This is a genomic window from Sphingobium agrisoli, assembly GCF_041877245.1.
Taxonomy (GTDB): Bacteria; Pseudomonadota; Alphaproteobacteria; order Sphingomonadales; family Sphingomonadaceae; genus Sphingobium.
This window is the reverse complement of record NZ_JBHDJI010000005.1, coordinates 21512-40956: the sequence shown is the minus strand read 5'-3', so window position 1 is coordinate 40956 and position 19445 is coordinate 21512. Positions and strand designations below refer to the sequence as shown.

18 protein-coding genes are annotated in these 19445 nt (G+C 67.5%); 10 read left to right on the top strand and 8 right to left on the bottom strand.

Annotation, left to right across the window (positions count from 1 at the left end; genetic code table 11):
• Window positions 1–112: 112 nt before the first annotated feature.
• Genes ACETPF_RS10115 through ACETPF_RS10100 form a run of 4 tightly spaced genes read right to left on the bottom strand, consistent with a single transcriptional unit; the run spans window position 113 to window position 4254 of the window.
• A complete protein-coding gene (locus ACETPF_RS10115; RefSeq protein ID WP_373934349.1) occupies window positions 113–919 on the bottom strand; it encodes a 3'(2'),5'-bisphosphate nucleotidase CysQ in 807 nt (268 codons plus the stop codon).
• Complete coding sequence (locus tag ACETPF_RS10110) at window positions 906–2252, bottom strand: TldD/PmbA family protein (RefSeq protein WP_373934348.1); 1347 nt, start codon at window positions 2250–2252, stop codon at window positions 906–908. The genes ACETPF_RS10115 and ACETPF_RS10110 overlap by 14 nt, the downstream gene beginning before the upstream one ends.
• A 45-nt stretch (window positions 2253–2297) precedes the next feature.
• Complete coding sequence (gene nudC, locus ACETPF_RS10105; RefSeq protein ID WP_373934347.1) at window positions 2298–3212, bottom strand: NAD(+) diphosphatase; 915 nt, start codon at window positions 3210–3212, stop codon at window positions 2298–2300.
• Window positions 3190–4254, bottom strand: coding sequence for an A/G-specific adenine glycosylase (locus ACETPF_RS10100; protein ID WP_373934346.1), 1065 nt, complete (start codon window positions 4252–4254; stop codon window positions 3190–3192). Before ACETPF_RS10100 ends, nudC begins: the two co-directional genes overlap by 23 nt.
• Before the next feature lie 26 nt (window positions 4255–4280).
• Here ACETPF_RS10100 and ACETPF_RS10095 point away from each other — a divergent pair, with 26 nt between their 5' ends.
• The 8 genes from ACETPF_RS10095 (at window position 4281) to ACETPF_RS10060 (ending at window position 12802) form a co-directional block, all read left to right on the top strand.
• Window positions 4281–4823: a DUF721 domain-containing protein gene (locus ACETPF_RS10095; RefSeq protein WP_373934345.1), complete on the top strand. Its 543-nt coding sequence runs from the start codon at window positions 4281–4283 to the stop codon at window positions 4821–4823.
• A gap of 42 nt (window positions 4824–4865) precedes the next feature.
• Window positions 4866–5534 (top strand): thioredoxin domain-containing protein, encoded by a 669-nt coding sequence (locus ACETPF_RS10090; protein WP_373934344.1) that lies wholly within the window; start codon window positions 4866–4868, stop codon window positions 5532–5534.
• 40 nt (window positions 5535–5574) lie between these two features.
• Window positions 5575–6309, top strand: coding sequence for a thioredoxin domain-containing protein (locus ACETPF_RS10085; RefSeq protein WP_373934343.1), 735 nt, complete (start codon window positions 5575–5577; stop codon window positions 6307–6309).
• A gap of 71 nt (window positions 6310–6380) precedes the next feature.
• The gene (locus tag ACETPF_RS10080; RefSeq protein WP_373934342.1) at window positions 6381–9821 is read left to right on the top strand and encodes a chromosome segregation SMC family protein; all 3441 of its coding nucleotides are present in this window, start codon (window positions 6381–6383) and stop codon (window positions 9819–9821) included.
• Between the two features lie 142 nt (window positions 9822–9963).
• Window positions 9964–11073, top strand: coding sequence for an aminotransferase class I/II-fold pyridoxal phosphate-dependent enzyme (locus ACETPF_RS10075; protein ID WP_373934341.1), 1110 nt, complete (start codon window positions 9964–9966; stop codon window positions 11071–11073).
• 239 nt (window positions 11074–11312) lie between these two features.
• Window positions 11313–11480: a hypothetical protein gene (locus tag ACETPF_RS10070; protein WP_373934340.1), complete on the top strand. Its 168-nt coding sequence runs from the start codon at window positions 11313–11315 to the stop codon at window positions 11478–11480.
• Window positions 11481–11549: 69 nt separating this feature from the next.
• Window positions 11550–12143, top strand: coding sequence for a nitroreductase family protein (locus ACETPF_RS10065; protein ID WP_373934339.1), 594 nt, complete (start codon window positions 11550–11552; stop codon window positions 12141–12143).
• A gap of 89 nt (window positions 12144–12232) precedes the next feature.
• Window positions 12233–12802: a PAS domain-containing protein gene (locus ACETPF_RS10060; RefSeq protein WP_373934538.1), complete on the top strand. Its 570-nt coding sequence runs from the start codon at window positions 12233–12235 to the stop codon at window positions 12800–12802.
• A 24-nt stretch (window positions 12803–12826) separates the two neighbouring features.
• Here ACETPF_RS10060 and dapD read toward each other — a convergent pair whose 3' ends face one another.
• The 4 genes from dapD to ACETPF_RS10040 all read right to left on the bottom strand — a co-directional run bounded on the left by dapD (window position 12827) and on the right by ACETPF_RS10040 (window position 16138).
• Window positions 12827–13666, bottom strand: coding sequence for a 2,3,4,5-tetrahydropyridine-2,6-dicarboxylate N-succinyltransferase (dapD, locus tag ACETPF_RS10055; protein WP_373934338.1), 840 nt, complete (start codon window positions 13664–13666; stop codon window positions 12827–12829).
• 2 nt (window positions 13667–13668) lie between these two features.
• The gene (locus ACETPF_RS10050; RefSeq protein WP_373934337.1) at window positions 13669–14334 is read right to left on the bottom strand and encodes a pyrimidine 5'-nucleotidase; all 666 of its coding nucleotides are present in this window, start codon (window positions 14332–14334) and stop codon (window positions 13669–13671) included.
• Window positions 14335–14499: 165 nt separating this feature from the next.
• Complete coding sequence (locus ACETPF_RS10045) at window positions 14500–15375, bottom strand: LOG family protein (protein WP_373934336.1); 876 nt, start codon at window positions 15373–15375, stop codon at window positions 14500–14502.
• 73 nt (window positions 15376–15448) lie between these two features.
• Complete coding sequence (locus ACETPF_RS10040; RefSeq protein WP_373934335.1) at window positions 15449–16138, bottom strand: extensin family protein; 690 nt, start codon at window positions 16136–16138, stop codon at window positions 15449–15451.
• Window positions 16139–16298: 160 nt separating this feature from the next.
• Here ACETPF_RS10040 and ACETPF_RS10035 point away from each other — a divergent pair, with 160 nt between their 5' ends.
• Both ACETPF_RS10035 and serA read left to right on the top strand, forming a co-directional pair.
• Window positions 16299–17462, top strand: coding sequence for a phosphoserine transaminase (locus ACETPF_RS10035; protein ID WP_373934334.1), 1164 nt, complete (start codon window positions 16299–16301; stop codon window positions 17460–17462).
• 110 nt (window positions 17463–17572) lie between these two features.
• Entirely contained in the window at window positions 17573–19153 is a 1581-nt protein-coding gene (gene serA / locus ACETPF_RS10030; protein ID WP_373934333.1) for a phosphoglycerate dehydrogenase, read from the top strand.
• The last annotated feature ends 292 nt before the right edge of the window (window positions 19154–19445 follow it).

The following is a 19445-nucleotide window of genomic DNA, read 5'->3' as shown; positions in this document are numbered from 1 at the left end:
TGCAGGGGCGACCCATCATCCACTCGGGTATCCGGCGGACTCTATTTTGTGCGGGTGTTCGTTAGCATGTCGGGGCGAGGGACCGCAAGCGGGCATCGCATGGCGCGCGGGCTCAGTGTGTGGCGTTCTGGGCCAATATGTCGCGGGCGCGCGGCGCGAGCCGTTCGAGTGCGGCGGCGTGAATGCCCGGCGCGCAGCAGAGCAGGCCGAAAGCGGTGGGCTGCGGCCGGTTGAAGCGCAGCGGATTGCCCAAAGCGTCGGTCACGATCGCACCGGCTTCCTGCGCGATCAGCGCGGACGCCGCGACGTCCCATTCGCTGCCCCAGCGCACCGTGGCGACCAGATCGGCCTCGTCCGCCGCCACCATCGCCATCCGCAGCGCGATGCTGTTTGGCTTGGGCACGGTCAGCAGATCGCGGTCGATGCGGGGAAGCTGGTCCGCCGGCACGCGCGCGCCGGGCAGACGGGTGCGCGCGCCCGCTCCCAACAGCCGGCCGTTGCGAGTCGTACCCCTGCCCGTCTGCGCGATCCACAGCTCGTTGCGCGCCGGCGCGGCAAGGATGCCGATGCTGGCCGCGCCATCCTCCACCAGCGCCACCGACACGGCCCATCCGGGCCGGCCGCGCAGATAGTCGCGCGTGCCGTCGATCGGATCGACCACCCACACGCGGGGAACGCCGAGCCGATGGACCGTGTCGGCTGTCTCCTCAGACAGCCAGCCCGCTTCCGGATCGATCGCCGTCAGCCGTTCCCGCAGCAGCGCGTCGACCGCCAGATCCGCTTCGCATACCGGATGGCCAGGCACCTTCTCCCATTGCCGCACGCGGGTTTCGCCACCCGCCCACAAGGTCAACGCATGATCGGCCGCGTCCGCGACGGCGGACACGATCGCGCGCAGCCTGGGATCATCCGCCGGCAACGGTCATCCCGTCGATGCGGATGGTGGGGACGTTCATGGCGTAACGGAACTGGAGGTCGCTGGCGGGCACCAGCGCCTTGAACATCTGCCTGAGATTGCCGGCGATGGTGATTTCCGAGACCGCGTGCGCCACCGCGCCATTTTCGATCAGAAAGCCGGCAGCGCCGCGGCTATAGTCGCCAGTGACGCCATTCACGCCCATGCCGATCAGTTCGGTCACGTAGATGCCGCGATCGACGTCGGCCATCAGATCGCCCGGCGATGTGGTGCCCGGTTCCATATGGACATTGGTGACGCTTGCGCCGGGCGCACCGCTGCCGCCGCGGCTGGCATGGCCGGTCGGTTCGAGTCCAAGCTGCCGCGCCGAGGCGCTGTCCATCAGCCAGCCGGTCAGCACGCCCCGATCGATGAGCGCGCGTCGCTCGACAGCCAGCCCCTCGCCGTCGAACGGGCGCGAACGCAGCCCGCGCGGCAGCAATGGATCGTCGAGGATGGTGACGCCGGTATCGAAGATCGCCTCGCCCAGCATGTCGAGCAGGAAGCTGGAGCGGCGGGCAATCGCCGGGCCAACGATGCCGCTCACCAGATGGCCGATCAGGCTGGAGCCGATGCGGGGATCGAAAATCACCGGCATGACCCCGCTTTCCACCTTCACCGGGTTGAGCCGCGCGACAGCGCGCTGGCCGGCGCGCACGCCGATCGCCTCGGCATTGTCCAGATCCTCCAGATGGCGAACGCTGTGGCTGGCATGGTCGCGCTGCATCTGCGCGCCACTGCCGGCGAGAACGCTTGCCCAGCTCGAATGGGTGGTGCCTGCGTAGCTGCCGGCAAAGCCGTGGCTGGTCGCGAGCGCGACCTGGCTGCGGCCGTGCGACGCGCCGCCCCCTTCGCTGTTGGTGATACCGGGCACGGATCGTGCCGCTTCCTCGGCGATCAGCGCGCGCTCGCGCAGCGCGGCAGGCTCGGGCTCGGCCCCGTCGGCCAGGTCGAGCGCGGGCGGGCGGCGGGTCAGCAGCCGATCCTCGGGCGCAAGGCCGGCAAAGGGGTCTTCGGGCGCTTCGCGTGCCATCGCGATGCAGCGCTCGACCAGAGTGCCGAGCGTCGCGGGATTCATGTCCGACGCGGAAATGCTCGCCGATCGCTGGCCGACGAAGACGCGCAGGCCGATCTCCTCGCCCTCGGACCGCTCGACATCCTCCAGCGCGCCGAGCCGCACCGACACGTTGGTGGACGCGTTGCAGGCATAGATGGCGTCGGCCGCGTCCGCGCCCGCCTTGCGCGCGGCACTTACCAGATCCTGCGCGCGCGACTGCGCTTCTTCTAGACTGAGCATCGCGGGGAAATAGTCCTTATGTCGGCGAAAGGAAGAGGCCGGGCCTTACGCGCTCGGGGCGTCGGGGGCAACGCCAGCCAGCCAGTGATCGAGCAGATGCCAGGCGACCGCCATCTGCGGCGGCGCGATGAAGGGGGCATCGGGTTCCTCCGCCATCGCCGCGCGAACGCCATCGGCGTCGCACCAGAAGGCATGTTCGATCTCGGTCTCGTCGAGAGTGAGCGCGTCGTCCTGCGCCGTGCAGACGCAGGCGATCATCAGCGAGGAGGGGAACGGCCAGGGCTGGCTCATGACATAGCGGACGGAATGGACCCGCACGCCCGCCTCCTCATGCAATTCGCGCGCCACGGCTTCCTCGATCGTCTCGCCCGGCTCGACAAAGCCGGCGAGCGCCGAATAGCGCCCTTCCGGCCAGTTGTGCTGCCTGCCCAGGAGGACGCGCCCTTTATGTTCGGCCAGCATGATGACGACAGGATCGGTGCGCGGGAAATGCTCCGCGTTGCAGGCGGTGCAGCGCCTCGACCAGCCTGCCTTGACCGGCGCGGTCGCCGCGCCGCAGACCGAGCAGAAGCGATGGCGCGCGTGCCAGTGGACGAGGCTGCGGGCCGTGCCGTAGAGCGCGACCTCCTCGACCGGCAGTTCCCCGGCGATCGCGCGGCTGCGCGGCGTGGGGATGAGGTTGGGGCCAAGATCGGCGACCAGCCGGGCGAAGATCGGGCGGCCTTCGGTATCGATGCCGAGCAGCACATGCTGCTCGACCCGCGCGTCCGGCGCGAGCGGGTCCAGCACCAGATGCCCGTCCGCCGCAACCGGCTCCAGTCCATCGAGCAGCAGCAGCCGCGCGGCGGGATCGGCGAAGGTGTCGGCCAGCAGTGCCGCACTGGTGCGGATATGGTCCGCCCGGTCGAGCGTGCCGCCGACGAAGCCGGGCACTGGCCTAGGCGCTTGGGTTCCGTGCATCCTTGTCCTTTCGTACCGCCTCGGCCGCCCGGGCGAACAGGGTCGGCAGCCCTGCTGCATCGATCCGATCGACCGGCCACCATTCGCCCTCGCCCGGCGGCGTCGCCTCCACATGGGCATGGTGCATCGTCAGCGCCAGCGAGAAATGGGTGAAGACATGGGCCACCGGCGGATCGATGGTGATCCAGCGCGCCGGGGCGGGCGGGGTGGCGTCCGGCGCGGCGCTCCAGTCGGAACTGGGCAGCGCGCGCATCCCGCCGAGCAGCCCCTTGCCCGGCCGTCGCACCAGCCAGACCTGGCCTTCGCGCTCCATCCACCAGCCATGACCGATGCGGTGCGGCTTTGGCTTCTTTGCTGCCTTGACCGGGAAGGCGGCGGGATCGGCGGTGCGGACGGCGGCGCAGTCCTGCCGCAGCGGGCAAATGCCGCATGCCGGGTTGCGGGCCGTGCAAATGGTCGCGCCCAGGTCCATCATCGCCTGCGCGAAATCCCCCGCCCGCGCGTCAGGCGTGATCCGGTCGGCCGCCGCGCGAATCGCTGGACGGGCGGCGGGTAGGGGCGTCGCTATGGCGAACAGGCGTGCCACCACCCGCTCGACATTGGCGTCCACCACGACCGCCCGCCGGCCAAAGGCGATGGCGGCAACGGCGGCGGCGGTATAGGCGCCCAGGCCCGGCAGGGCGCGCAGCGCTTCTTCCGTACCGGGGAAGCGCCCGCCATGGTCGCGCACCACGGCGCGGGCGCAGGCGAGGAGATTGCGGGCGCGGGCATAATAGCCAAGGCCGGCCCAAGCCGCCATCAGATCGGCGTCGTCCGCTTGGGCAAGCGCCTCGACCGTCGGCCAGCGCTCGGTGAATTTGGTGAAGTACGGCCCGACCGCCGCAACCGTGGTCTGCTGAAGCATGACTTCGGACAGCCATACGCGATAGGGATCGGCGGCGTTGCCGCCCGGCGGCGCGCGCCAGGGCAGGCGGCGCGCATGGACGTCATAATGGGCCAGCAGATCGGCCGCGATTTTTCTGTCTCCGCCCTCGACGCGCATGGCGGCCCTATGCCATTAAGCAGGGCATGACGGAAACCCCGCCCAGCCCTAAAATGAAGACTCGCGCGCCCCTGGCGGAAGAGCGCCCGCGTACCGGCGCGCCGCGCCAGATCGCCGACCTGATGCCCGACATCGGTCGCGCGGCCTTTCGCAAGTTCGGCTTCGTGCAATCGAGCATCGTCACCCGCTGGCAGGAAATCGTCGGCCCGCATTATGCAGCGATATCCGCGCCCGAATCGATCCGCTTCCCGGTCGGCAAGAAGGCCGGCGGCACGCTCCAACTGACGGTGATGAGCGGCCATGCGCCGATGATCCAGCACGCGCTGCCCGACATCGTTGACCGGGTGAACCGCTTTTTCGGCTATGCCGCCGTGGCGAAGGTGGCGCTGCGCCAAGGCGACATCCGCCCGACCCAGCCCGAGCGCCGCCCGCCGCCCCGCAACCTCAAGCCCGTTCCGAACGAATTGGGCGATGCGCTGCGCGACATTGGCGACCCGGAACTGCGCGCGGTGCTCGAATCGCTGGCGCAGGGCATCGCCAACAGTAGCGGCCTCCCCCGGATCGGCTGAGGTTTAGCCTCGGTTCAGCTCTTCCTTTCTATCGGACATGCCATGATCAGAAAGCTTCTGCCGGTCGCTCTTATCGCCATTCCCGCGACGCTTGTGGCCGCCCCCGCCGTCAACTGGGTGAGCCGCATCGCCCAGTCGCCGATCGGCGGGCATGTGATGGGCAATCCCGCCGCAAAGACCAAGCTGGTCGAATATGTGAGCTATACCTGCTCGCACTGCGCCCATTTCGTCGGCGAAGCCACCGTGCCGCTCAAGACCCAATATGTGAAGGGCGGCGGCGTCAGCGTCGAGGTGCGCAATGCGGTGCGGGACAAATATGACCTCACCGCCGCGCTACTGGCCCGCTGCGGCGGCCCGGCGCGGTTCATGGGCAATCATGAGGCGCTGTTCGCTAACCAGACCGCCTGGATGGACCAGATCATCGCCTATGATCGCGATGCGGCCAAACCCGCCGAGCAGATCCCGGCGCTCCAGGATATCGGCCAGAAGACCGGTCTCTACGCGCTGATGGGCAAGCGCGGCTTCACCCCCGCCCAGCTCAACACCTGCGTTGCCAACCCTGCGTCGATGAAGCAGATCCTCACCATGACCGACGAGGCGTGGAACAAGGTCAAGATCGGCGGCACGCCGGGCTTCACCATCAACGGCGCGAAAGTGGACGGGTCGAACTGGGATATCGTGAAGGCCGCATTGCCCCCTGCCTCGCGCTGATCTAAAACGCCGTCACCCTGTAATCGGAGCCTAGTCCGCCGTGAAAGCCCTGCCCGCTCTCGTTTCCGCTCTCGCCCTCAGCCTGACCCTCGCCGCCTGCGGCAAGAGCGAGGAGGGGGCAAAGCCCAGCGGCGCGCCGGTCGCCGCGGTGACAGCTCCGGCCGGCAGCAGCTGGGCGGAAACGGTGGCGGCGACCCCGGACGGCTATTATGTGCTGGGTAATCCCAACGCCGCGGTGAAGCTGGTCGAATATGGCTCCTACACATGCAGCCATTGCCGCGACTTTTCTGTCGAAGCCTCCGAAGACATCCGCAAAATCGTCGACACCGGCAAGATGAGCTACGAGTTCCGGCCCTTCCTGCGCGATCCCATCGACCTCACCACCGCCCTGCTGGCGCAATGCGGCGGCAAGGACGTCTTCTATCCGCTGACCGAGCAGTTCTTCGCCAACCAGGCCACGATGTTCGAAAAGGTGCAGGCGGCGGGGCCGCAGCTCCAGGCGGTCGAACAGATGCCGCCCGCGCAGCGCCCGGTTGGCATCGCCCAGGCGCTCGGCCTTGTCGAATTCGCCCAGCAGCGCGGCATTTCCGCCGATCAGGCGAAGCAGTGCCTGGCCGACACCGCCGCCGCCACCCGGCTGGCGAAGGGGGTCGAGGCCGCCGGCAAGCAATATGACATCCAGGGAACGCCAACCTTCCTGCTGAACGGAGTGATCGTGCCCAACACCTCCACCTGGGCGGCGTTGCAGCCCAAGCTCAAGGAAGCAGGCATCTGATTGGATCGGCGGGGGCGGACATCGACAACGGGGGCTGACGGGGGCGGGGCAGGTTGCTCCGGCTTATCCCCGTGCAGATAAAGCGGCTCAAGCTTTCCGGCTTCAAGAGCTTCGTCGATGCGACCGAGCTGCGGATCGAGCCGGGCCTGACCGGCATCGTCGGCCCCAATGGCTGCGGCAAGTCCAATCTGCTGGAAGCGATTCGCTGGGTCATGGGCGAATCGAGCGCCAAGTCGATGCGCGGCGCGGGCATGGAGGATGTGATCTTCGCCGGCACCGCCAGCCGGCCGAGCCGCGACTTTGCCGAAGTGTCGCTGCTGACGGTGCAGGAACAGGGCGAGCTGTTCTCGACCGTCGAGGTCGGCGCAGACGGCGAACTGGAAGTCACGCGCCGGATCGAACGCGGGGCGGGCAGCGCCTATCGCGCCAATGGCAAGGACGTCCGCGCCAAGGACATCTCGCTGATCTTCGCCGACGCCGCCACGGGGCCGCATAGTCCTGCCCTCGTCAGCCAAGGCCGCATCGCCGCCGTCATTGCCGCCCGCCCGCAGGAACGGCGCGCGATGCTGGAGGAAGCGGCGGGGATCGCCGGGCTGCATGTCCGCCGCAAGGACGCCGAGCAGAGATTGCGCGCGGCCGAAGCCAATCTGGCGCGACTGGACGAGATTTTGCTGGACATGGACGCCCGCGCCAACGCGCTGCGGCGACAGGCGCGGGCGGCGGAGCGCTATATCCGACTGTCCGATCAGATCCGCGTGGCGGAGGCGCGGACGCTGTTCGCCCGTTGGCGCGAAGCCAATGCCAGCGCCGAGGCGGCGCGCGCCGAAGCGAGGCAGGCGGAAGCCGCCGTCGCGGCGGCGCAGGACGCGCAGCTTGCCGCCGGTGAAAAGGCGCAGGCGGCAGTGACGACCTTGGCGGAGCGGCGCGCGGCGGCGCAGGCCGCGCGCGACGCCGCGAGCGAAGCGGGGCACAGGCTGGCGGCGCTGCGGACCGAGCGCGAGTCGGCGGTTCGCCGCCTTGCCGACCTAAGCCAGCAGGCAGCCCGTCTGGAGGAAGACCGTGCGCGCGAAGGCACACTCGCCAATGACGCGGCCGATGCCATCGCCCGCCTGACCGGCGAAGTGGCGACTCTCAAGGCGCGCATCACCGAGACAGAGAAGCAGCGCCCCGATTTCGCGTCGCGCATTATGGCGGCGGAGACCGCGGCGCGGGACGCTGAACTGGAGCTTGCCCGCGCCATGGCTACCCAGGCGGCCGAACAGGCGGAACTGCGCGTCGCCCAAGCGGCGGTCGCGGCCGCGCGCCAGCGGCTGGATCGGGCCGGGCGGGAACAGGGACGGCTGGAGGGGGAGGCCGCGGCCTTGCCCGACCCCGCTCCGCTGGTGACGAAGCGCGACGCGGCATTGATCGAGCAGCAACAAGCGGGTGCGGATCGCGATACGGCCGAGACAGCGATCGGTACAGCGGATGCGCAGCGTCAGGCTGCTGCCGAGGCGCGCGCCGCGGGCGAAGCGGGGCTCGCGGCGGCCCGCGCGGGGCTGGCGGCGCTGGATAGCGAGGTGGCGGCCTTGCGGCGTGCGGTCGAGAGCGGCGGCGGCCAGGCGCGCGCACTCGACCGGCTGAAGGCCGCGCCCGGCTATGAACGCGCGCTTGCCGCCGCGCTGGGTGACGATCTGGAAGCGCCGATCGGGGCGGAGGGCAAGCGGCGCTGGGGCGGCGCGGAACGGTTGCCCGGCGATCCGGCGCTGCCTGACGGAGCGTCCGCGCTTGCCGATCTCGTCGCAGCCCCTGGGGAACTGGCGCGCCGATTGGCCCAAATCGCGGTGAGCGAGAGCGATCTGGGGCAGCCATTGGCGGTGGGGCAGAGGCTGGTCACGCTGGACGGCCGATTGCGCCGCTGGGATGGTTATGTCGCGACCGAGGGCGGAGCGGCAGCGGCAGAACGGCTGACCCGGCTCAACCGGCTCGATGCGCTCGCCGCCGCGCGGCCTGCCGCCGAGCAGGCGGTCGCGGAGGCCGCCGCCGCGCAAGATGCTGCGCGCGCGCAGGAGCAGGCCGCCGCGCAGGCGGTCGCGAGCCACCGCGCCGCGCTGACGCAGGCGGAACAGCGGCTGCGCGCGGCCCTGCGCGCGGCTGACGAGGCGACCACCGCGTTGGAACGGCTCGCCGGGCGACGCGAGGGGATTGAGGAAAGGCTTGCCGAAGCCCGGCGTGAGGCGGCGGCGGCGCAGGCCGAGCATGAAGCAGCGGAGCGCGCACGCGCCGCCATGCCCGACGGCGCGGAGACGGGCGCGTTGGTCGCCGCCCTCGCCCTGGCGAGCGAAAAGGCGCGGGGCGCCGTCAGCCAGTTGCAGGCCGATCAGGCGCTCGCCGACCGCGCGATCGCCAGCGATCGCGAGCGTCAGGCCGCAGCCGAGGCCGAGGTCAAGGGGTGGCGCGCGCGGGCAGGCGAGGCGGCGCGCCGCATCGAGGCAATGCTGGCGCGCGCAGAGGAGATCGGCTCCGAACGCAGCGCGAGCAAGGATCGGCCGGATGCCCTGGCGATCGAGATCGCCGCACTGTCGGACCAGGGCGCCGCGCTGACGCACGCCGCCGAGGACGCCCGCCGGGCCGAGCAGGAAGCCGACGCCGCCCTTCGCGCCGCCGAGCGGCAGGCGGCGGAGGCGGGCGAGACACTGGCCTCCGCACGCGAGACCCGCGCCACAGCGCTCGCCCGCGCCGAGGCCGCCGACGAGCGCCGCGTCGAGACCAACCGACTGTCGGGCGAGCGGTTTCAATGTCCGCCGCCGGTGCTGCCCGAGCGGCTGGGTTTTGCCAGCGCAGACATACGCTTGGGTCAGACCGAACTGGCCGAACATGATCGGCTGCATGCCGAGCGCGAGCGGATTGGGCCGGTCAACCTCGTTGCCGCGCAGGAACTGGAGGAACTGGAAGCCACGCAGGCGACCAGCCGCGCTGAAAGCGCCGAACTGACGAGCGCTATCAACCAGTTGCGCGGCTCGATCGGCAGCCTCAACCGCGAGGGTCGCCAGCGCCTGCTCGCCGCTTTCGAGGCAGTGGACGGTCATTTCCGCCGCCTCTTCACCACGCTGTTCAACGGCGGACAGGCGCATCTGGAACTGATCGACAGCGACGATCCGCTGGAGGCGGGGCTGGAGATCATGGCCCAGCCGCCGGGCAAGAAGCTGGCAGCGCTTACGCTCCTGTCGGGCGGGGAGCAGGCGCTGACCGCCGTTGCGCTCATCTTCGGCCTGTTCCTCACCAACCCTGCGCCGATCTGCGTGCTGGACGAGGTCGACGCGCCGCTGGACGACGCCAATGTCGAGCGCTTCTGCGACCTGCTCGACGCGATGGTGGCGCAGACCGCCACCCGTTACCTCATCGTCACCCACAACGCCGTCAGCATGGCGCGGATGCACCGGCTGTTCGGCGTCACGATGGTCGAACAGGGTGTGAGCCGCCTGGTGTCGGTCAATCTGGAAAGCGCCGAGGCGCTGCTGGCGGCGGAGTAGTTTTCGTAGGTCCGGATACTGAGGAAAGCCGGGCTGGCAGAGACCCATCAATGCCGAACCGCGAAAGGTGCCGGGGTTGTAAGCGCCAGACGTTCGATAATGGCCCTTGCTGGCGGCCTTTGTACGCGGGAGGATGGCGGCCATGGTTCACCTGCCGCCCTTCGCGCTCGATCACTGGCTTTCCACCCATGATTTCGCCACGCCACCTATTGCTTACAACCTCGCGTCCAGCACCGGGCCGCGCTGGAGTGTAGCGGAGATTGCAGAACTGGGCGGGGCGTTGCCCGATTTAAGCGACACGGTCCTGAGCTACGCGCCTCCCCAAGGCAGCGCGCCGCTTCTTCAGGCGATCGCCGCCTTCCATGGCGCTGACCCAGACCATGTCGTTGCCACCACCGGTGCCTCCGAGGCGCTCTCGATCCTCTTCTGCCTCGCCGCCCAGTCGGGGGCCAACATCGTCATGCCCAACCCGGGCTATCCGGCCTATGAGGCCGTGGCGCAGGCGTGGGGCCTTGCTACCCGATCCTATCGCCTGGACCGCGCCGACGGCTTTGCCCAACGGGCCGAGGCCATCTTGGCCGAGGTCGATGCCGGCACCCGCCTCGTCATCGTCAACACGCCACACAATCCCACCGGCGCGGTCATGCCGCACGACGAGCTTGTGGCGCTAGCCGCCGCGTTGGCGGACCGCGGCGTGCCGCTGCTGGTGGACGAGGTCTATCACCCGCTCTATTTCGGCGCGCCGCAGCTTTCTGCCGCAGGCATCCCCAACGTGATCGTCACTAGCGACCTGTCGAAGGCGCTGTCGCTACCGGGCCTGCGAACCGGATGGCTGATCGATGCGGATGCGGAACGCCGCGCGCGGATCACCGATGCGCGCAGTTACTTCACCATCAGTGCTTCGCCCTTGCTGGAGCGCCTCGCCACCCACGCGCTGACGCATGCATCCGTGATCCTCGACCGGCTCGAAGGGGTGGCGGGCGCCAATATCACGCTGCTTGACCGGTTGGTCGCGGGATCGCGGGGCAAGCTCGCCTGGGTGCGGCCGGAGGGTGGAACCACCGCTTTCCCCTGGCTTGCGGACGGGCGCGACAGCCGTTCCTTCTGCCAGACGCTCGCCGGCGCGGGCGTGCTGCTCGCGCCAGGCGACTGTTTCGGCCATCCGGCGCATATGCGGCTCGGCTTCGCCCAACAGGCCGAGGGATTCGATGTCGCAGTTGGCCGCATTGCCGGCGCACTCGACGCGCTTTAGACTGGAATGGCACGCCGCCGGCTTGAGCGGCCAGCCATAAGCCGCGATTCTAGACCTTACCGATCGATTTTCACGTTGAGGCTCCAAAAGCGCTTCGGCGGCACGGTGGAGCAAGTGGTGCAGGATCGGTCGATCAAGCATTTCTGCGCCCATCATCAGCATTGCTACTAAGACGATTCTCTATAAGATCGATAGATAGAGCCGAGCGAATCGGACTTATGGATTATGCGGGAGGGTGGATGCAGAACGATCAGCCCCAGGGATTGTTCGACCGGTGGCGCGGCCGTCTGGCGCAGACTTTGCTCCGCGAACCGGCGGTGGTGCTGATCGACCGCGACGCCGATGCGCTTCTGCGCGTGGCGGAAGCCACCAAACAGGCTCGCGAGATTTCCGAAACGCTGCGTTAATCGCCCCTGCCTTGCCTTGACCGCGCATAAGCAGGACAGAGGCACAGCCCCCTTTTCTCAGGAGATATGATGAGCAGCACGCCCCGCGCCACCAGCCGCGCCGTCGACCCTTTGTTCCTGGAGCGCTGGTCGCCCCGCGCCTTCGATGCGAGCGCGCTGCCGCAGGCCGATCTCGACACCCTCTTCGACGCCGCGCGCTGGGCGCCCTCCGCCTACAACTATCAGCCCTGGCGATTCCTCTACGCCCATCGCGACAGCGCCGACTGGCAGCGCTTCCTGGGCGTTCTCGCGCCCTTCAACCAGGGCTGGGTCGAGAATGCGGCGGTGATCGTGTTCATCCTGTCCGACACGCTGATGGCCGCGCCGGGATCGGACGATTACAAGCTGTCGCACAGCCATAGTTTCGATGCCGGCGCCGCCTGGGCGCTGCTGGCGTTGCAGGCGACGCGGATGGGCTATCACACCCATGGCATGACCGGAGTGGATTTCGACGCGGCGCGCGCGGAGCTCGCCGTTCCCGATCGTTTCCGCATCGAAGCGGCCGTGGCGATCGGGCGGCTGGGCGACAAAACGAGCCTGCCCGAACCGCTCCAGGCGCGCGAAGCCCCGAGCGACCGCAAGCCGATCGAGGATTTTGCCTTCGCCGGGCGCTTCCCAGCCTGATTCGCGCGCTTGCGCAACGGTTTTGAATTCGGCAACATGAACAAAGGTGTCGCAGCCGTGACGCCCTAGTTCATGTGGCTGGCAAAATAATGTCCCTGTCCGAAATGATCGCCGGTAGCGCCATTGCCGCCGTGCTGACCGATCCGCGCCTGCCCGACAATCCGATTGTCGAGTGCAACGAGGCTTTCCTGACGCTGACCGGTTATGACCGGGACGAGATCGTCGGGCGCAATTGTCGTTTCCTTGCCGGCGACAGGCGGACATGTGAGCAGACGCAGGAAATCCGCGCCGCCATCCATGAACGCCGGCCGCTGCTGGTCGAACTCCAGAATTACCGCAAGGATGGCAGCACCTTCCGCAACGCGCTGATGATCGCGCCGATCTTCGGGATGGACGGCACGGTCAATTATTTCCTGGGGTCGCAGATGCCCATCGAAGGGCCGCGCGACAATGATGCGTCGCGCCGTATCGATGCGCTGACCGACCGCCAGCGCGCGGTGCTGATGGCGATGGCGGAAGGGCAGCTGAACAAGCAGATCGCCTATATGCTGGGCCTCACCGAACGCACGGTGAAGATGCATCGCGCCGCGATGCTGAAGGCACTGGGCGTCCGCACCGCCGCCGAGGCGATAAGGCTGGCGATCGAGGCGGGGCACTGAGGCGCCTGCCCCGATTCCGGCGGGTCAGTCGCGCAGCAGTTCGTTGATCCCGGTCTTGGAACGGGTCTGCGCGTCCACGCGCTTGACGATCACCGCGCAATAGAGGCTGGGGCCCGGTGTACCGTCCGGCAGCGGCTTGCCGGGCAGCGATCCGGGGACGACCACCGAATAGGGCGGCACTTCGCCCATGAAGACTTCGCCCGTGGCGCGATCGATGATCTTGGTCGACTGGCCGATGAACACGCCCATCGACAGCACCGATCCCTTGCCGACGCGGACGCCCTCCACGACTTCGGAGCGCGCGCCGATGAAGCAGTCGTCCTCAATGATGACCGGGTCCGCCTGGAGCGGCTCCAGCACGCCGCCGATGCCGACCCCGCCCGACAGGTGCACATTCTTGCCGATCTGCGCGCAGCTGCCCACGGTGACCCATGTGTCGACCATCGTGCCTTCGTCCACGAAGGCGCCGATATTGACGAAGCTCGGCATCAGGATGACGTTCTTGGCGATGTGCGATCCGGCGCGGGCGAAGCTGCCCGGCACAGCGCGGAAAGCCGCGGTGCGGAACGCCGCCTCGTCCCAGCCGGCGAATTTGCTCGGCACCTTGTCCCACCAATGGCCCGCGCCCGGCCCGTTGTCGATCATCGCATTGTCGTTCAGGCGGAAGGATAGCAACACCGCCTTCTTGGCCCATTGATTGACCTGCCACCCGCTTTCCGTAGGCTCGGCGACCCGCAATTCGCCCCCGTCGAGCAGCGCGAGCGCCCGGTTCACCGCCTGCCGAACCTCGCCCTGCGTCTGGAGATTGACGTTGGCCCGGTCCTCCCAGGCGGCGTCGATGGTGGCGATCAGGTCTTGGCTCATGGTCATTTCCCCAGAATGTCCGCCAGAAACGGCGTCAGATGGTCGGTTTCAAAATCGATGAAATCGGGATGATGGTCATGTCCGCCGGCTTCGGAGCCGTTGTTGACCCAGATAGTCGTCATGCCGATCGCCTTGGCGGGCCGGAGATTGCGGGCCATGTCTTCGAAGAAGGCGGCGCGCGTCGGTTCCACGCCATGGACCCGGCACAGTTCGGCATAGCCCGACGGATCGGGCTTGGGCATATATTGGCAGGCGTGGATGTCGTGGATCAGCTCGAACGCGCCCGATAGCTCCAGCTTGCCCAGCACCCGACCCGCATAGTCCGCATCGCCGTTGGTGAAAATCATCTTGCGCCCCGGCAACGCGGCGATCGCTGCGTTGAGCGCCGTGTCGACCTCGAGCCGATCCATCGAAATATCATGCACATAATCGAGAAATTCGCGCGGATCGGTGTCGTGATTGCGCATCAGCCCGGCGAGCGTGGTGCCATGCTCGATGAAGTAACGCTTCTGCGTTTCCCGCGCGAGCGCCGCGTCGCAGCCCAGCAGGCCCTGGATGAACTCGCCCATCTTCACGTCGATCAGGGCAAACAGGTCCGCCTTTGCCGGGTAAAGCGTATTGTCCAGATCGAAGATCCAGCAATCGATATGGGCGAGGTCCGCACGCATGGCCGCGCCCTAGAGCGGGCCGGGGAAGAGGGCAAGCCTTCACCCTGCGGCCGCGTAGCGGCAATCCTGTCTTCTCCGCGTCCTTTGCGCCTCCGCGCAAATCAAATTCATGCGCGCAGAGGCGCCAAGGACGCGGAGTTGGTTCGAGCGGCTGCGCCGCCCGGTTCAGCAAACCGGCGCTTCGCTATCCTCGTAGAAACGCTGCACCGCCGCCCACGCATCCTCGGCCGTTTCGACCCAGGTGAGGAGGTTGAGGTCGGTGGGCGAGATCACGCCTTCATCCGCCAGCGCCTCGAAATCGACCACACGGGTCCAGAAATCCCTGCCGAACAGCAGGACTGGAATGGGCTTCATCTTGCCGGTCTGGATCAGGGTCAGCAGCTCGAACATCTCGTCGAACGTGCCGAACCCACCCGGGAACACCGCCAGCGCGCGAGCGCGCAGCAGGAAGTGCATTTTCCGCAACGCGAAATAGTGGAACTGGAAGCTCAGTTCCGGGGTCACGAAACGGTTGGGCGCCTGTTCGTGCGGCAGGACGATGTTCATGCCGATGGTCGTTTGGCCGACATCGGCCGCGCCGCGATTGGCGGCTTCCATGATCGAGGGGCCGCCGCCTGAACAGACGACGAAGTGGCGGCACCCCGCTTCGTTCACCGGATATTGCGCGGCAATCCGCGCCAGCTTGCGCGCCTCCTCATAATAGCGCGCCTTTCTGCCCAGGTTTTCGGCGATCCGCTTTTGATCAGGCGTCTGCGCCGCGTCGATTCGCGCCTGCACCTGATCGGGCTCGGGGATGCGGGCGGAGCCATAGAAGACGAAGGTGGAATCGATCCGCGCCTCGTCCATCAGCAACTGGGGCTTCAACAGCTCCAGCTGGAAGCGGACGGGGCGCAAATCCTCACGCAGCAGAAACTCGGTGTCCTGAAAGGCGAGCCGATAGGCCGCGCTCTGCGTCTGGGGGGTGCCGACCTGCTTCCTGGCGTCATCGGCCTCTTCGCGGGCCGGTCGGAATTTGCGTTCTTCGATCTCTTTTTTTGTCATCCTGGCGAATTAAGGGCCAAAGATGACGCTGCCAAGGCCATCAGTGGCAAAATCCGCCGCGTCCTTGTTCCGCTCAGCGGCAAAACCCTCCACGCCCGCCCATGTCGAAATGGAAATGGTCGTGATGCGCGGCGTTGTAATCGGGGCTCAGCACCGTGCTGAACCGCTTGCAGGCGCTGGCGTGCACGAGGGCGAGGAACTGGCGCGTCTGCCGGTCGCCGGCCCACCCCTCCTGCACTGTAATCCGCCGGCCATCGGACAGGACGAAGGCGCTGACATCGATGGCGTTGCTGTGGGCATGTTCCGACAACTTGCCGCTGCCCGCGATCGGCCGGCAATTATAGGTGCCGAACGTCTCGATCTTTTCGATCTCCGCGCCCAATATCAGGCGCGCGGCGGGCTGAACGCCATAGCGCGCCCAGGCCGCGAAATTGGCCGCCAGGTTGCAGGTCATCGCGCCCAAATTTGTCGCGGGCACGCCGATGTCGAGCAGCTTGACGCTGCCGATCGCGCTGCATCCGCCGCTAAAGCTGCGGTCGGGGAGGGGCGTGAACGCGACCGCCTGCGACTCAAGCCTGGCGAAACATTGCCGGGTTTCGAGCGCCGGCTGGGCAGAGGGGCGCTGCACCACCGCGCGTGGCGGCGGGCTGTGCGCCACGCGCCCGCGTGGCACGATGTCGCCGCCGCATGCGCTCAAGGCCAGCGCCAGAAGCGCGGTCACGCCGATGTTGCCCACCGGCCCGCATTTCGCCCGTTCGCTCATGCGCTTGAGCCTACGCCCGTCCCTTTGCCCGGAGGTTAACGCGATATTCGGTTCGTCTCGTTTTCCGTGTCGCCTTGACAGGCGAGCCGAAATCTTTAGGGCGGCCGGCGGGCCACGCGGTCCCAACGCCGCGCGTGCTCTCTGCAAGGAGACGCATTACATGACTGACCTAGCCGCCGCAGACGCCACCATTGCGCCTGCCGCCAAGCCCGCCACCACACCGGCGCGCCCTTTTTTCTCTTCCGGTCCTTGCGCCAAGCCCCCCGGCTGGAGCGCCGACAAGCTGAGCGCCGACTCGCTCGGCCGCTCGCATCGCGCCAAGATCGGCAAGACCCGCCTCGCCTATTGCATCGACCTGATGCGCGAGATCTTGCAGCTTCCCGACACCCACCGCATCGGCATTGTGCCCGGCTCCGACACCGGTGCGTTCGAGATGGCGATGTGGACGATGCTCGGCGCGCGCCCGGTGACGACGCTCGCCTGGGAAAGCTTCGGCGAAGGCTGGGTGACGGACGCCGCGAAGCAGTTGAAGCTCGATCCCACCGTGATTCGCGCCGATTACGGCCAGCTGCCCGACCTCACCCAAGTCGATTTCAGCACCGACGTGCTGTTCACCTGGAACGGCACCACCTCGGGCGTGCGCGTGCCGAACGCGGACTGGATTCCCTCGACACGCGAAGGGCTGACCTTCGCCGACGCGACCAGCGCGGTCTTCGCCTACCAGATCGACTGGGCGAAGATCGACGTCGCCACCTTCTCCTGGCAGAAGGTGCTGGGCGGTGAGGGCGGCCACGGCGTTCTGATCCTCGGCCCCCGCGCGGTCGAACGCCTCGAAACCTACACGCCCGCCTGGCCGCTGCCGAAGGTTTTCCGGCTGATGGCGAAGGGCAAGCTCGCCGAAGGCGTGTTCAAGGGCGAGACCATCAACACGCCGTCCATGCTGGCGGTGGAGGATGCGATCTTCGCGCTGGAATGGGGCAAGTCGCTGGGCGGCCTCAAGGGCCTGATCGCCCGGTCCGACGCCAATGCGGCGGCGCTTGACAAGATCGTGGCGGACCGCGACTGGCTCGGCCACCTCGCCGCCGACCCCGCCTCGCGCTCGAAGACCAGCGTCTGCCTGACAGTCGAAGGCGCGGACGAAGCCTTCATCAAGGCGTTCGCCGGCCTGCTCGAAAAGGAAGGCGCGGCGTATGACATCGCGGGCTATCGCGACGCGCCGGCGGGCCTGCGCATCTGGTGCGGTGCGACGGTCGAGACCGCCGATATCGAAGCGCTGGGGCCCTGGCTCGACTGGGCTTATGCCCAGACCAAGGCTGCCGCTTAACCTCACGCACTACCGTGCTCCGGCGAAAGCCGGAGCCCAGGGTTCGCGGGCGGAACCTAGCCGCCCTGGGCTCCTGCTTTCGCAGGAGCACTGACAAAGGATTCAAGATTATGCCCAAGGTACTTATCAGCGATAAAATGGACCCCCGCGCCGCCGCGATCTTCCGCGAGCGGGGCGTCGAGGTCGACGAGATCACCGGCAAGACGCCGGAGGAACTCAAGGCGATCATCGGCGATTATGACGGCCTCGCCATTCGCAGCTCGACCAAGGTGACGAAGGACATCCTGGAGGCCGCGACCAACCTGAAGGTCATCGGTCGCGCCGGCATCGGCGTCGACAATGTCGACATCCCCGCCGCCTCGGCCAAGGGCGTGATCGTCATGAACACGCCGTTCGGCAACTCGATCACCACGGCCGAACATGCCATTGCCCTCATGTTCGCGCTCGCCCGCCAGCTGCCTGAGGCGAATGCGCAGACGCAAGCTGGCCTGTGGCCCAAGAACGGCTTCATGGGTGTAGAGGTCACCGGCAAGACGCTGGGCCTGATCGGCGCGGGCAATATCGGATCGATCGTGGCGAGCCGCGCGCTGGGCCTCAAGATGAAGGTCGTCGCCTTCGATCCCTTCCTGACGCCCGAGCGCGCGATCGAGATGGGCGTCGAAAAGGCCGATCTCGACACGCTGCTGGCGAAGGCCGACTTCATCACGCTGCACACGCCGCTCACCGACCAGACGCGCAATATTCTGAGCCGCGAAAATCTCGCGAAGACCAAGAAGGGCGTGCGTATCATCAACTGCGCGCGTGGCGGCTTGATCGACGAGGCGGCGCTCAAGGACGCGCTCGATTCGGGCCAGGTCGCGGGCGCTGCCCTCGACGTGTTCCAGACCGAGCCGGCGAAGGATTCGCCGCTGTTCGGGACGCCGGGCTTCATCTGCACGCCACATCTTGGCGCATCGACCGACGAGGCGCAGGTCAATGTGGCGCTTCAGGTTGCCGAGCAGCTTTCCGATTATCTGCTGGAAGGCGGCATCACCAATGCGCTGAACGTGCCGTCACTCAGCGCCGAGGAAGCGCCCAAGTTGAAGCCCTATATGGCGCTGGCGGAGAAGCTGGGTAGCCTCGTCGGCCAGCTTGAGGGCGATGCCATCACCGGCGTCGCGGTCGAGGTGGAGGGCCATGCCGCCGAACTCAACCAGAAGCCGATCACCGCGGCGGTGCTCGCGGGCCTGATGCGGGTCTATTCGGATACGGTGAATATGGTGAACGCGCCCTTCCTGGCGAAGGAGCGCGGCCTCGACGTGCGCGAAGTGCGCCATGATCGCGAGGGTGATTACCAGACGCTGGTGCGCGTCACCGTCACGACGGAAAATGGCGAGCGTTCGGTCGCCGGCACCCTGTTCGGTCATGCCCAGCCGCGCCTGGTCGAGCTGTTCGGCATCAAGGTGGAGGCCGACCTTGGCGGTACGATGCTCTATATCGTGAACCAGGACGCGCCCGGCTTCATCGGCCGCGTCGGCTCTACGCTGGGCGAAGCGTCCGTCAACATCGGCACCTTCCACCTCGGCCGCCGCAACCAGGGCGGCGAGGCGGTGCTGCTGCTGTCGGTCGATGGCACGGTCACCGAGCCGCTGCGCTGGGACATCTGCAACCTCGCCGGCGTCAAGCAGGTGAAGCTGCTGCGCTTCGCCTGAGTAACATGCCTCTCCCGACCCGATCGGTGTCGGGGGAGGCAAAAAGACCAGTCGTCCTCAGTCCCGCAGCCTCCAGGGTGACCGAAGGTAAACGCCAAAACCCATCCCCCGACCTTGTGCCGGGTCGTGACGACAGAGGATGGCGGGCGGCTTCACATATCTCCGGCCAACCGAACTTGCATCAATGCATCAATGATCGGGCTCATGCCTCGGCCAGCTACGGTGATTTAATGCCGGAGCCGTGCAGGCATCTGGTCCGGGCTAGGAGCCGGGGCAGCATTGCCATGTCGAG